This is a genomic window from Mucilaginibacter oryzae (assembly GCF_003148845.1).
GTDB classification, from domain to species: Bacteria; Bacteroidota; Bacteroidia; order Sphingobacteriales; family Sphingobacteriaceae; genus Mucilaginibacter; species Mucilaginibacter oryzae.
In genome coordinates, this window is the sequence record NZ_QGHA01000005.1 from 218,376 (window position 1) to 231,180 (window position 12,805).

Here is a 12,805-nt window from a genome sequence, read left to right on the forward strand (position 1 = left end):
TCACGCAGCTTCAATACGGGTGGCATTTTTACGGGCGAACGGATTTGCCGTTTTCCTTAATGTAACCTTATAAACCTTTTGAATTTCCTGGGCCACCTTTTTCCAGGTAAAGTTAGCGTTTACGTGCTTTAATGCATTTCGGCCCATTTCGCTTAAAACACGTTCATCGGTCACAAGTTCATCTATCTTTTGTGCAAGTGCTTCCGCGTTTTTAGGCGGCACAAGTGCGCCCGTAACGCCATCAATCACACTGTATTTAATTCCCCCTACGTCAGATCCTATAACCGGTGTACCGCAAGCCATAGCCTCAAGCGGTGTAATGCCAAAAGGCTCATACCAGGGCGTGGTGATAAAAACATCTGCGGCAGCGTAATAAAACTTTAAATACTCGCGGCTTTTCCTGCCTGCAAACTGTACTTTATCAGCAACTCCTAAAAAGGCGGCCAGGTCTGATAACCTTTTATACTCGGCGCATGATGATTCGGTCACATCATCCTTATCGCCCCCAACAATAAGCAGTTTTACTTTTTCAGCGCTTTTATCGCTTAATGAAGCTAACGAGCGGATCACGTTATCGATGCCTTTGCGCGGCACCATACGGCCAAGTTGCAGCAATACTTTTTCATCAGGGTTTATCTGAAGCATTTTGCGCGCTATATCCCTGTTAACCGGATGAAACTCTGTTTGGCTAAAACCGCATGGTACGATGGCGATTTTGCCGGGATCGGCCTGGTAAAGTTCAATGAGGTCTTCCCTGTCCTGCGGGCACTCTGCAATGATCTGATCAGCTTCTTTACAAAGCACCGTTTCTATATTGAGGCGTTCTGCAGGGAACAGATCTTTTTCCTTTTGATGTAAACGCCTTACGCGCCCGAGCGCGTGAAAGGTGATGACAAACGGAATCTGCATTTTCAACTTGAGTTTCATGGCAACCAGGCCCGACATGAAAAAGTTTGCATGTACAAGATCGTAACTCAATTTTTCTGTATTGATAAAACTGCGCATCCAACCGGCAAATTCGGGCATATAGGACAGAATCTCTTCTTTCGGAATTACTTTTGCCGGTCCGGCCTGCACATGAATAACCCGGATATTTGGCACCCAATCCACTATGGTTTGCACGCTGTTATCTTCCCGCCGGGTATAAATATCAATAGAATGCCCCTCGTCGGCCAGGTGTTTTGCCAGTTGTGCCACATATACATTCTGGCCGCCGGTATCTACGCCGCCAAGGTAAGCCAATGGCGAGGCATGCTCACTGATAAAGGCTATTTTTTGGGGGTTATTATTCATGATAGATCAGTTTTGTTTCAGTATCTATAAGCCCTGAACGGCTGCTTACTTTTTCAAATAACTTCTCCCAATTGGCCGTAAAACGGTTGATATTAAAACGAGCTAATGCTGTTTCACGTCCCTTTGCACCAATCGTGGCGGCGAGTTCAGGATCATGAAGCAATTGCTGCATTTTTTCAACCAAATAATCCAAATCGGTGTGGATAAAGCCGTTTACACCATTATCAATTACAGCAGCTAACTCGGTAGTGGCAAGACCTACAACAGGGATGCCCATCATCATGGCTTCGCATATAGCCAACCCCAGGCTTGTGTACCTGATAGGGTTAAAAAAGAAACGATAATTTGATTGAAATGCCGGAAGTTGAGGGTGCAGCACCTCGCCAAGCCCCCATTCGCCGGTTCCCATACCTACCAGGTCTACAGGGATCTTCTCTTTTACGGTTTTAAAAACATCAAAACCTAGTAAGCGCCCGCGCGTAGGCAGGTTGTTGATCACTACTATCCCTTTGGCAAGTTCGCCGCTGTAAATTGCGCCGTGATCTGTAACGCCATGTTCTATAACCATTGTAGGCGTATCGCCGCAATCCCACATCAAACGGTTAAAATGAGTTACATGTACAAGGGTGATCTCGGGGTTGTTGATTAAATGCCTGGTATCGGTTGGATGCAGGCGCGGCGGATCGTGCTCAAGGTAGATCGCCGGCAACGCACGTTGCTTTTCAGACAGGATCTCGTATTGATCCAAAAGATAATTTTGATTGGTTTGAAAAAGGATGCAATCAAATTCATGGAGCTTTACCTCTTCATGCGGTATTTCAATAACGTTGGGGCCGAAAGGGAAGGTTTCTCCCCGCCCGTAATACCCCTCTCCCTTTTCGGCCCTCGTAGGGATATAAATGTCATGGTTAACCTGCGATAAATAAAACAGGTAACTTCCATGTATGTGCCAGGTAAATATCTTCATGTCGTTTTTTGTCAGAAGCGTTTCTATTTGTTAAAACGCTTCAATGACAACATGACATAAACGGTTACTGTTTGTACGGTATATACGTGAAAACCCGGTGTAAAGTACCTGTTATAGTTTATTTAATTTTGATAGACCGTGACCGGCAGACCGCTTGCCAATGTCTATCTTCAATTTAATTTTTAACTAAAAATTAAATACTAACAACTGAATTTACCGTGGAATTTTTACCGTGGAAGCGTTCCACATTTTGGGGAAACGCTGATTATAGACACCATTAACAGATTTTCATTGTTTAAGCTTACAATGTGGCGTAAATTGTAATAATGGTATTTTTTGGAATTTAGTAAACAATTAAGAAAAAAATTGATTATCTAATTAATAACACTTCGATTTAATACCATTCCGATACGGGCCGGCTTTCCGGCAATTATTTGCCGAACCAATATTCCAAAAATATTTTGTTAAAAAACGATATGATACGTGTGTTAATAGCTGACGGTAATGAACATACTTTAGCCGGTGTAAAAAACTTGTTGAGTGATGAGCCGGAATTTGAAGTACTTTCCCAGGCATCAGACGGAGAAAGCGTGCTCGAACTGATCAGCGCAGGCGTAACGCCCGATATAGTACTTACCGATGTGCACCTGCCCCGAATAAATGGCATTTTAATAGCCGAACAGATCAGTCGGCATTTCCCTTTCATCAAAACAATCATGTTTACCACCGAAGACCAGGAACAATACCTTATTGACGGGTTTAAATCAGGGATAAAAAGCTATTTAAGCAAACTGGTTGGCCGGGAGGAATTAATTTTTGCCATCAGGCAGGTTAACCAGGGCAAATACTATATATGTACGCTACTGGCATCAAGGCTTACGCTCCTCTTTTTAAAAGGAACTGAAGCGGCGTCGCTTATAGTTGAGCCAAACATCGAATTTTCGGGACGGGAAATGGAGGTGTTGCGATTGATTTCTGATGGATGTACCAACCAGGAAATTGCCGACCAACTGTTTACCAGCAGACGAACCGTGGAAGGCCACCGGCAAGCCATGATCAATAAAACCGGTGTGCGCAACACGCCCGCACTGGTTAAATATGCTATGCGCTACAATTTGATGAAAACGCGGGAAGACACCACTCGCAGCGCAAGTAGGTAAACTATTGGATATTAGATAGCTATCACTATGAAAACTCTTAAACATAAGATCGCACTCGCTCTTATCGTTGCCTTTGCGTTGCCAATAGCCTTCCTGTCCGCTCATAATTGGTTCAGAAAAAAAGATGAACAAACAAAAAAGAAGCAGGCAACGGTTTGCGGCCGAACGGCCAAATCCTGATTATCAAGAGTACCGAACCTTTGTCCCTGCCGAAACAGAACAATTCGTTAACATAAAATAAAGACGGCCTTTCGGCAGCCTTTGTTATTTCAAGTAATTCAAATGATTAACTGGCATATCGGTTGCTCCGGTTTTTACTATAAACATTGGCGCGGTACATTCTATCCTGATCATTTACCGCAAAGGCGATGGTTTGAGTTTTATGCGGGGAAGTTTAGTACGCTTGAACTTAACGTTACCTTTTATCGCTTTCCGCAGGTATCTTTCCTTAAAAACTGGCATGAGCAGGCGCCTGCAGATTTCCGGTTTTCGGTAAAAGCGCCGAGAGCGATTACCCACTTTAAGCAATTTCATGATACCGCAGATTTGCTGAGCAGTTTTTATGATACCACAAGGGAGGGATTGCAGGAAAAACTCGGCCCCATTCTCTTTCAGCTGCCGACACGATTGGCTTACGCGGAAGACCGGCTCGAGCGGATCATGAGCCAAATGGATCCGGGCTTCAGCAATGTGATCGAATTTCGCCACCCCAGTTGGTGGCAGCCAAAAGTTTATGAACGCCTGGCAAAACAGGATGTAGCATTTTGCGGGATGAGCCATCCCAACCTGCCAAACCAGTTAATCGCTAATACAGCAACGATTTATTACCGGTTTCATGGTGTTCCGGATTTATACCGCTCGGCATATCCGGAGCAAAGCTTACAACAATTTGCTGATGAAGTGCAGGAAAATCCAAAGATAAAAGAAGCCTGGTGTTATTTCAATAATGACGCGGCAGTAGCCGCTATCCCGGATGCCTTAAATCTTTCAAGATTTGCGGTGACGGATAAGCAGTAGCTTGCTCCCGACAGTGTTCTTACCTGTGGCTAAACGCCGCTTCCCTGAAACGGAAACAAGCCTAAAAAAGGGCTTACAATTACTTGCATATACTTTAAATTCATTTCGTAACCTGAACTTAATCAATCATTCGCCGAAAAGAAAAAACAACCATACAGCCAATCAACTATTCATTACTTTTACAACATGAAAACAGCGCTTTTCCCTGGGTCGTTTGACCCGATTACCAAGGCACACGTTGATATTGTAAAACGCTCGGTTGAATTATTTGATAAATTTTATATCGGCATTGGTGTAAACAGCAGTAAAAAGGGCCTGCTGACTATCGAACAACGTGAGCAGATGATCAGGGCGGTTTTTGCGCACGACGAGCGCATCCATGTAATAGCCTATGAGGGGTTAACGGTTGATTTTTGCAAAAGCATAGGTGCCGCCTACATGATCAGGGGAATCCGTACCGTATCTGATTTTGAATACGAAAAAGCCATCGCCCAGATGAACCACTCGCTGGCACCCGATATCGAAAGCATTTTTATAGTAAGTAAACCAGGCTATTCATCCATCAGTTCAACCATTGTACGCGAAATAATCCGGTACAGCGGCGATGTAAGCCAGTTTATTCCGAAAGAGGCATTACCTTATTTGTAACCAGTTTTTCTTTATGCAGCACATCCATAATGGATGGGAAGGTATTATCGATAATAGGTTCGATATGTTCTTTTTCAAACCAGCGCACATCGGTTATGCCTTCCTCTTTCTGCGGTTTTAGCTTGTCTTTAGTTTTACTTTTCATGGCAAACCAGTGCGTTTTTTTAAGCACTACTTCCCCCCGGTTAACATAAACGTGGTATGTTTTGCAAATTTTTTCGTTAAGCTCGCTCACTTTAATACCGCACTCCTCCTCAACCTCACGCACGGCCGCTTCTTTTACACCTTCTTCTTTTTCGATCTTTCCTTTTGGCAAATCCCATTTATCATTACGGTAAATGAAAAGGTATTGGCCCTTAGTGTTCATAACAAGCCCCCCGGCGGCTTCAATTAGTGTAATGTTTTTCTTCACGGCTTTAAAATACACTTTGGCATTGGCTGTTTTGATATAGAAAAGCTTATTGGGGTTAGCAAGGATCCAGGTATATATAATTTTAAGATCAAACATCTCTGCATCAAGCTTTTCAAAATTATCCGCGTGTTTTGGTTCAGATTCTGTAATGAGGATAACCTTTTCGTTAATATAAATTCTGTATTTTTGAGCCATGTTTACTAATAATGAGATCGAACAACAAGTAGCCGAATTCCTGCTGCAAATTAAAGCAATTAAATTACAACCCAATAATCCTTTTACATGGGCATCGGGCTGGAAATCTCCGATTTACTGCGATAACCGCGTTACACTTTCTCATCCAACTATCCGCACCTATATCAGGCAGCAACTGGTTGCCGCCATACAGGATAAATTTGGCTCGGTTGGCTGCATAGCCGGCGTGGCAACCGCGGGTATACCGCAAGGTGCCCTGGTAGCGCAGGAAATGGGCCTCCCGTTTATTTACGTACGCTCAAAACCCAAGGAACACGGTACGGGCAGCATGATTGAGGGCGACGCGGCAACCACATCGGGCAAGCGCGTTGTTGTAATTGAAGATTTACTGTCAACAGGTAAAAGCAGCCTTCAGGCTGTTGAAGCGCTGCGCAATGCAGGGTATGATGTTGCAGGCCTTGCCGCTATATTCACTTATGGTTTTGATGTTGCCGACTACAACTTTAAACAGGCTAATTGCCCTTATGTAACATTATCAAACTACAACGCGCTTATTAAATACGCTTCAGAAAATCAATACATCACCGAAAAAGATGTTGACCTGTTAAAGCAATGGCGCGAAAACCCATCGGCCTGGGGAGTGGCTTCAAACTAAAGCCACTGATTGTTGTTTTGATTAGGTTGAAATTTGACCGCCAGCGCAGGCTATCAAATTTCACGTTTATAACCATATCTATCCAAATGAATACATTTACCAGCAAGGTAAGCATCAACAAGCCGCTAAAGGCGGTTTATGATTTTTTAGCCGATTTTAATAATCACCGGCAACTGATGCCCGATAATATTCAGGAATGGGCCTCCACTACCGATGAAGCCCGATTCAGCATCCAAAATATGGCTAAGCTGGCTTTAAAAATAAGTGAACGTGTGCCGGATGAACTGATCACCATTATTCCTGCCGAAAAGCCGCCTTTTGACCTGGAACTAAAATGGTCGTTATCTTTCGACAACGACCATACTGATGTTGTATTCACAATCGGCGCAGAACTTAGCATGATGATGAAGATGCTGGCATCAGGCCCACTTCAAAAATTAGCCGATCATGAAACGCAAAGCCTGCTTAACCTGTTAAGCTAATATTAGATTTTTGCGCCTGTAAGGTTTAATATACCTTGCGTTTTTGTATATTGTAAATGCCTATTATCACATTGATGATAATTAAGCCGATGATTAGTTCGCCCATGACCAATGTTAATTTATATTAATATTAAATAATTGTGTTATAGTAAGTATTAGTCAAAGGTTATACCATTATGTTATAATTGGCTGAATGTATGGTATTAACGCAGGTTTAGTACTTTTAGTTTACATTAAATTATCATTTTTGTGTAATTGAATACCCATAAATAATATTGATGGGGAAAGTACTTGCCCGTCAAAATTCCATGCCATAATATCGCCGGTATAAATCGTTAAAATGAAGATTTTAGCGTATTTTTGCGCCAAATTATAGGTGCAGCATGATCACGGTATCCAATCTTTCTTTACGTTATGGTAAGCGTACTTTATTTGAAGACGTTAACCTGAAATTTACACAAGGCAATTGTTACGGCATTATAGGCGCCAATGGCGCCGGTAAATCAACCTTCCTGAAAATCCTTTCGGGGGATATTGATCCAACCAGCGGCTCTGTAAGCTTTACCCCCGGCGAACGTATGGCGGTATTAAGTCAGAACCATTACGCTTTTGACGATTTCCCTGTTTTAGAAACGGTAATGATGGGCCATAAGGAAATGTATGCCATCATGAAAGAAAAAGACGCTATTTATCTTAAGGAAGATTTTAGCGATGCCGATGGTGAGCGTGCCGGCGAACTGGAAAATCTTTTTGCCGAAATGGATGGCTGGAATGCCGAAAGTAATGCCGCTACCCTGCTCAGCAACCTTGGTATAAAAGAGGAATTTCATTACCAGCTGGTAAAAGACCTTGACAATACGCAAAAAGTACGCGTATTATTGGCTCAGGCCCTGTTTGGCAAACCCGACATACTTTTGCTGGATGAGCCTACCAACGATTTGGACATCCACACCATCAGCTGGCTGGAAGATTTCCTGGCCTCCTACGAAGCTATTGTACTCGTAGTATCGCACGACAGGCACTTTTTGGATACTGTATGTACCCACGTAGTGGATATCGACTTCGGTAAGATGACCATCTATACCGGTAACTATACCTTCTGGTACGAATCGAGCCAGCTGGCCTTGAAACAACGCGCCGAACAAAACAAGAAGGCCGAAGATAAGGTTAAAGAGTTACAGGAGTTTATCCGTAGGTTTAGCGCCAATGCCTCCAAATCAAAGCAGGCTACCAGCCGTAAAAAGGCTTTGGATAAAATTAACCTTGACGAAATCCAGCCATCGAACCGTAAATACCCGGGAATTATTTTCAATAACCAGGGGCGCGAGGCCGGTGACCAGATCCTTACCGTTGAAAATCTCGGCAAAACACTTAACGGCGAAGTGCTGTTCAACAACATCACCTTTACGGTTAATAAAGGTGACAAAATTTCTATCCTTTCGCAAAACAGCCTGGCCACCACCGCCTTCTACAATATTTTAACGGGCAGGGATACAGATTTTACCGGTACCTTTAAATGGGGCGTAACTATTAACGCTGCCGACATCCCTAATGACAGCAGCGAATATTTTGAGGGTAAAAACGATAACCTTATTGATTGGCTGCGCGAATATTCGCCGGGCGAAAAAGACGATCAGTTTATCCGGGGCTTTTTGGGCCGGATGCTTTTTTCGGGCGAAGAGGTGATGAAAAAATGCAGCGTACTTTCAGGCGGCGAAAAAATGCGCTGCATGTTTAGCCGTATGATGCTGCAACAAGCCAACCTGCTGATGTTTGATGAACCTACCAACCACCTCGACCTGGAATCGATCACGGCGCTTAACAACGGCATGAAAGATTTTCGAGGTACCATCCTTTTCACCTCACGGGATCATGAATTGGTTGAAACCGTTGCCAACCGCATTATTGAACTTACACCGGGTGGCTACATTGATAAGCTGATGACTTACGACGAGTATATTAACAGCCCTGTAGTTCAAAAACAACAGGAAGAATTATACGCTACGGCATAAATAACTTGATGAAGAATGAGGCCCGATTATTACTGATAGTCGGGCTTTTTATGTTAACCGTTAAACCTACGCCAAACCGAAAGCCTGGTTTTCGAGCTGATCAATAGTTGATTCATCGCTATAAAGATAAAAATGATCTTTGGTGTACGAATACTGTACATTTAAACCATGCTGAGAAATAAAATCTTTTACAAATTTCTCGTACTGTGATTTGTTTAGTTTAAGTAATTTTCTTTTTTTCATAGCTCAAGGTGTTATTATCCGCAATATAATCACTTTTTTGTTAATAAAATAATAACAAAACGAAGATTTCGTTAAAAATACCAAAATTTCATTTTTTTGCGTATAACTACGTTATTCTTCCCGGTGAAAACACCTATTGCTTAATCAACGATAAATTGACCTTTAATAAACAAACTTCGGTACTGTATTACTGATTTCGACCTTTTAAAACAAAATAAATTCGCATATTTGCAGCCCGGTATTTAATACCATAACAAAACGACTCCGTAGCTCAGCTGGTAGAGCAAATGACTCTTAATCATTGGGTCGAGAGTTCGAATCTCTCCGGGGTCACAGATTTTAAAAGCCCTTTTTTACTTTAAAAAAGGGCTTTTTTAGCACTCCAGGGCCATTTTTCGGCTCTCTCCATTTCCATATCGCCTTGATAGGTCAAAGGCAGTTAAACAGGTTTTTTTGTTGAATTTGACGTAAATGTTTTACAAAATCTCGCTTTGTTAAACATTTCGTCGCAATGAAAGATGGAATGGCAACCCTTAAACAAATTATTTTACCTCATCACAAAAAAGAGGACAACACGTGGAACGTAAAGATCAGACTTACCCACAAAAGGAAATCCACCTATATGGATACCAATTATTTCGTAAGCTCAAAACAATTGGATAAATCCTTTGCATTAAAGGATACATTCATCCTCAAGAAGGTTCTTGACGAAGTAGAAGCATACCGCAATAAACTGAACGATTTTGTATCCAAGTATGACTACCTCGACGTTTGGCAACTCGCTGAAAAGCTAAACGAAATAGAAGAAACTAAATTAGGTAACATTAAGCCAGATGACATTAATGTGATTTCTTTTGGCCGGAACAGAATAAATGAATTGCGCGAACTAAATCGGACATCAAGTGCAGGTAATATGACGACTGTGGTCAATAGCCTGGAAGATTATTTTAAATCCGATTTTGTTCCGATCACTGCTATTACCGCCAAAATGCTAACTAAGTATGAGCTCTACTTGAAAAGGCCAAGCGCTTTAAAACGTTACAACCAGTTTAGTGAATTGGTGACTACTAATGAACCCGGATTAAGAGACAATGGCATTCACTGTCATTTCAGGGACCTGAGAATTCTTTTCAATAACATCAAAGACCACTATAATGATGATGACCACGGCATAGTCGTTGTAAAACACTACCCATTTAAGAAATTTAAGATCAAACGCTACAAACCGCGTAGAAAAAGGAAATTGACGATCGCGCAAGTACAGGCGATACGAGATTTGGTTGCGCCAAAAGATTCAAGAATCGAACTAGCAAAAGAACTTTTTATGTTAAGCTTTTATCTCTGCGGCATGAACGCCGTTGACATTTATAAAATGCGCTCTTCGACAACGGCTCCTAAAAGGATTGATTACTCCCGATCCAAAACAGCGTCAAGAAGGACCGACGACGCATTTATAAGTATAAACCTTATCAAAGAAGCCAGGTCGATATTTATGAAATATGCAGGAGCTTTGTCAGAAAGGTATTCAGATCACAGGACTTTGGATCAGGCCATCGCATATGGCATGCGCGCCATTGGCAAAATGCTTAAAATAGCCAATTTAGAGTTTTACGATGCAAGGCATGCCTTTGCAGATTTCGCCAGAAATAAATGTAGATTCTCAGTCGATGATAAAGCTTTAGCATTGAATCACATTGACGATGACAACTTTGTAACGGACTTATATTTGTCAAAAGATTGGTCTATCATTGATGAAATACAGGCGTCGGTCATAAGGCTGGTAAAGAATTAGGAATTTCCATTGACAGTTGGCATTATTGCAATTTTTAAGTAATAACTTGCGGGATTAAATGTATCTACAGGGAAGGTGCCAAAGTTTAAATAGGGTATTTCATTTATTTTAGACAAAGCAAAAGTTATACTTACTGACTTTGATCATTGCTTCCTGAACATACAGGCCTGTAAAATCTGATGGATATCCGGCAGCATCCGCTTCCGGAATATTGGTGGTTTGGCTCAGATCAAGTTTGGCTTTCTTAATTTCGATAATAAAGCCGGTATTACCGATACGGGAATAGTTAGGGATCAGTGAACCGTCAAACTCGAGTTGCGTGCCGATCCCTACTTCTGTATCGATATAAAATGTAGCCTCCCCAAACTTGAACATAGTCTTGGTATTGGGAATGACACTACCATCAAGATTTACAGGCTGCAGAACGCTCGTGGGGAATTCAATCCCGGCAGAAAGCGTAAGCGTGGCTTTGGCTTTAGGGGTAAGCAAATCAGAGATATAATTCTCTATTCCATTGGGTGCTATCGTGTTAAAGAAAGTCGAAAGCCTCTTTCCGCTTATAGCAATGTCCGCGCTCGATATGTATAAATCAAAAATTAAATCAGGGATTACCTTGCTAATATTCGCATTCTGGCTTATTAACGTCACCACAGATGCGGCTGTAGGAACCTGACCCGGAGGAAGGTTTAGCCCTGCGGCTGGATAACGCAAATTGACTTCATCGATGAGTTGTTGGTATTTTGATTTATCATTTAAGGGATTAATAAATGACTTTACTGCCAGAGCAACGACTTGCTCATTAGTGACATTAAAAAGCTTAAGCCCTAACCCAAAAAAACCATCTGGAGAGAATGAAAAATTGTGTAAATCAAAAGACCTTAAGAAGGCCAGCACCACCCATTCGTATTGTACGCTAACAGGAAAGGCAGATATAGAAGGATCCCCATCATCAACCGGGTTCAGCATTAACCGTAACCCGAAAGGAAGATCGATACCTATGTTTTTGGAAACTACGTCGAGGCTATAAAAAGCCGCGTCTCCCTGATAGCTTTTAGAATATTGAAAATTTCTATAATGAATATTATCTAATAATGTGTTAAGAGGAGACTCGGCAAAATGCAAGAACTCGGGAAGATCGTCAACCGACATATGTTCAGACAGCCTTGGGTAATACCTCCTAGTAACCGCTTTATTTAAAGTAGTCATAACTGTGTTATATGTGTTATTAATCAAACATTGAACTCCCCGCACATAGACAAATGATGCGGTATAGCCAGCATTTTATAATGGTATTAGTTGATCAGAATGGTAATATATTTGCGTATCCCACGAAAACAAAGGGGTTATAATTGGATGATTTAAAATATTATCTTCCGCTGTTATGAAATAGGTTTCGTTATTAAAACCAGGCAAGTTGACCTCTACCATGATTTCATTTGGCTCCCGGTAACCGTAAGTAAATTCAAGTGTTCCGTAATTGCTGATGGTCCCTGAATTCACAAAACTTCCAAGGTTAGCTAAATAGGAATATTTAACCGTATATCGGATAGCATGTGTCGATAGATCCATATATTGTTCCGCAATAACTCTTCCCTGATTATCAACTAACCTTTTGCCCTCTTCAAGTTTTGTAGTTTTTTCATAAAGTATCCAATCAAATAAAGTGTAATTAGCCGTTTGCTGCACCTTTGTTAAATACACACCGGAATTCCACTCTGACTGAGTTAGCAGCAATGCAGATTGAATATCTTCACCTTCGGATAAAAAATATTCCCCGTTATCAAGTTGTCCATCTTCAAACAAATCAATTTTCTTCAAAACGCCATCAACGTACAGTTCGTGACTATAATCTCCTATTAAAAGATTAGCTTGTTGAGCTGACACTTGCAAACCCAAAGCGTTCTTATACTTTATTTCTGTTGCCATTGT

Annotated in this window: 14 protein-coding genes and 1 tRNA gene; 9 read left to right on the forward strand and 6 right to left on the reverse strand. The window is 41.6% G+C overall.

Going from position 1 to position 12,805, the window contains the following annotated elements; translation table 11 throughout:
* Together LX99_RS14970 and LX99_RS14975 are read right to left on the reverse strand one after the other, a co-directional pair.
* Positions 1–1,293 carry a glycosyltransferase family 4 protein gene (locus LX99_RS14970; protein WP_109608616.1) on the reverse strand — a complete coding sequence of 431 codons (1,293 nt, stop codon included), beginning with the start codon at positions 1,291–1,293 and terminating at the stop codon, positions 1–3.
* A complete protein-coding gene (locus tag LX99_RS14975) occupies positions 1,286–2,260 on the reverse strand; it encodes a glycosyltransferase family 4 protein (RefSeq protein WP_109608617.1) in 975 nt (324 codons plus the stop codon). Before LX99_RS14975 ends, LX99_RS14970 begins: the two co-directional genes overlap by 8 nt.
* Before the next feature lie 476 nt (positions 2,261–2,736).
* Between LX99_RS14975 and LX99_RS14980 the strand changes: the two genes are divergently transcribed.
* The 4 genes from LX99_RS14980 to coaD all read left to right on the forward strand — a co-directional run bounded on the left by LX99_RS14980 (position 2,737) and on the right by coaD (position 5,085).
* Positions 2,737–3,420, forward strand: a complete 684-nt coding sequence (locus LX99_RS14980) for a response regulator (protein WP_146203136.1) — start codon at positions 2,737–2,739, stop codon at positions 3,418–3,420.
* A 27-nt stretch (positions 3,421–3,447) separates the two neighbouring features.
* Positions 3,448–3,600 carry a hypothetical protein gene (locus LX99_RS25715; RefSeq protein ID WP_170122713.1) on the forward strand — a complete coding sequence of 51 codons (153 nt, stop codon included), beginning with the start codon at positions 3,448–3,450 and terminating at the stop codon, positions 3,598–3,600.
* A gap of 102 nt (positions 3,601–3,702) precedes the next feature.
* Positions 3,703–4,437, forward strand: coding sequence for a DUF72 domain-containing protein (locus LX99_RS14985; RefSeq protein ID WP_109608619.1), 735 nt, complete (start codon positions 3,703–3,705; stop codon positions 4,435–4,437).
* A gap of 186 nt (positions 4,438–4,623) precedes the next feature.
* The gene (gene coaD / locus LX99_RS14990; RefSeq protein ID WP_109608620.1) at positions 4,624–5,085 is read left to right on the forward strand and encodes a pantetheine-phosphate adenylyltransferase; all 462 of its coding nucleotides are present in this window, start codon (positions 4,624–4,626) and stop codon (positions 5,083–5,085) included.
* On the opposite strand, the gene LX99_RS14995 is transcribed toward coaD, so the two are convergent.
* Positions 5,054–5,692, reverse strand: a complete 639-nt coding sequence (locus LX99_RS14995) for an NUDIX hydrolase (RefSeq protein WP_022832479.1) — start codon at positions 5,690–5,692, stop codon at positions 5,054–5,056. The genes coaD and LX99_RS14995 overlap by 32 nt on opposite strands.
* Here LX99_RS14995 and pyrE point away from each other — a divergent pair.
* The 3 genes from pyrE (at position 5,691) to LX99_RS15010 (ending at position 8,841) form a co-directional block, all read left to right on the forward strand.
* Positions 5,691–6,347 (forward strand): orotate phosphoribosyltransferase, encoded by a 657-nt coding sequence (gene pyrE / locus LX99_RS15000; protein WP_109608621.1) that lies wholly within the window; start codon positions 5,691–5,693, stop codon positions 6,345–6,347. The genes LX99_RS14995 and pyrE overlap by 2 nt on opposite strands.
* An 86-nt stretch (positions 6,348–6,433) precedes the next feature.
* Entirely contained in the window at positions 6,434–6,829 is a 396-nt protein-coding gene (locus LX99_RS15005) for an SRPBCC family protein (RefSeq protein ID WP_109608815.1), read from the forward strand.
* Between the two features lie 383 nt (positions 6,830–7,212).
* On the forward strand, positions 7,213–8,841 hold the full coding sequence (locus LX99_RS15010) for an ABC-F family ATP-binding cassette domain-containing protein (RefSeq protein WP_022832476.1): 1,629 nt from the start codon (positions 7,213–7,215) through the stop codon (positions 8,839–8,841).
* Positions 8,842–8,907: 66 nt separating this feature from the next.
* On the opposite strand, the gene LX99_RS25720 is transcribed toward LX99_RS15010, so the two are convergent.
* Entirely contained in the window at positions 8,908–9,084 is a 177-nt protein-coding gene (locus LX99_RS25720; protein WP_170122714.1) for a hypothetical protein, read from the reverse strand.
* Between the two features lie 260 nt (positions 9,085–9,344).
* Between LX99_RS25720 and LX99_RS15015 the strand changes: the two genes are divergently transcribed.
* Both LX99_RS15015 and LX99_RS15020 read left to right on the forward strand, forming a co-directional pair.
* Positions 9,345–9,417: transfer RNA gene (locus tag LX99_RS15015), tRNA-Lys, on the forward strand.
* A 178-nt stretch (positions 9,418–9,595) separates the two neighbouring features.
* Positions 9,596–10,876 carry a phage integrase SAM-like domain-containing protein gene (locus tag LX99_RS15020; RefSeq protein ID WP_109608622.1) on the forward strand — a complete coding sequence of 427 codons (1,281 nt, stop codon included), beginning with the start codon at positions 9,596–9,598 and terminating at the stop codon, positions 10,874–10,876.
* 108 nt (positions 10,877–10,984) lie between these two features.
* Here the strand turns inward: LX99_RS15020 and LX99_RS15025 are convergent, their stop codons facing one another.
* Positions 10,985–12,082, reverse strand: a complete 1,098-nt coding sequence (locus LX99_RS15025) for a hypothetical protein (protein ID WP_146203137.1) — start codon at positions 12,080–12,082, stop codon at positions 10,985–10,987.
* Positions 12,083–12,157: 75 nt separating this feature from the next.
* Positions 12,158–12,802 carry a hypothetical protein gene (locus tag LX99_RS15030; protein ID WP_109608624.1) on the reverse strand — a complete coding sequence of 215 codons (645 nt, stop codon included), beginning with the start codon at positions 12,800–12,802 and terminating at the stop codon, positions 12,158–12,160.
* Between the last annotated feature and the right edge of the window lie 3 nt (positions 12,803–12,805).

Coding starts and splice junctions, on each gene's coding strand:
- LX99_RS14975 (WP_109608617.1), bottom strand. CDS start 2,260: ATGAAGATATTTACCTGGCACATACATGGAAGTTACCTGTTTTATTTA.
- LX99_RS25715 (WP_170122713.1), top strand. CDS start 3,448: ATGAAAACTCTTAAACATAAGATCGCACTCGCTCTTATCGTTGCCTTT.
- LX99_RS14995 (WP_022832479.1), bottom strand. CDS start 5,692: ATGGCTCAAAAATACAGAATTTATATTAACGAAAAGGTTATCCTCATT.
- pyrE (WP_109608621.1), top strand. CDS start 5,691: ATGTTTACTAATAATGAGATCGAACAACAAGTAGCCGAATTCCTGCTG.
- LX99_RS25720 (WP_170122714.1), bottom strand. CDS start 9,084: ATGAAAAAAAGAAAATTACTTAAACTAAACAAATCACAGTACGAGAAA.
- LX99_RS14985 (WP_109608619.1), top strand. CDS start 3,703: ATGATTAACTGGCATATCGGTTGCTCCGGTTTTTACTATAAACATTGG.
- LX99_RS15020 (WP_109608622.1), top strand. CDS start 9,596: ATGAAAGATGGAATGGCAACCCTTAAACAAATTATTTTACCTCATCAC.
- LX99_RS15025 (WP_146203137.1), bottom strand. CDS start 12,082: ATGACTACTTTAAATAAAGCGGTTACTAGGAGGTATTACCCAAGGCTG.
- LX99_RS15005 (WP_109608815.1), top strand. CDS start 6,434: ATGAATACATTTACCAGCAAGGTAAGCATCAACAAGCCGCTAAAGGCG.
- LX99_RS15030 (WP_109608624.1), bottom strand. CDS start 12,802: ATGGCAACAGAAATAAAGTATAAGAACGCTTTGGGTTTGCAAGTGTCA.
- coaD (WP_109608620.1), top strand. CDS start 4,624: ATGAAAACAGCGCTTTTCCCTGGGTCGTTTGACCCGATTACCAAGGCA.
- LX99_RS15010 (WP_022832476.1), top strand. CDS start 7,213: ATGATCACGGTATCCAATCTTTCTTTACGTTATGGTAAGCGTACTTTA.
- LX99_RS14970 (WP_109608616.1), bottom strand. CDS start 1,293: ATGAATAATAACCCCCAAAAAATAGCCTTTATCAGTGAGCATGCCTCG.
- LX99_RS14980 (WP_146203136.1), top strand. CDS start 2,737: ATGATACGTGTGTTAATAGCTGACGGTAATGAACATACTTTAGCCGGT.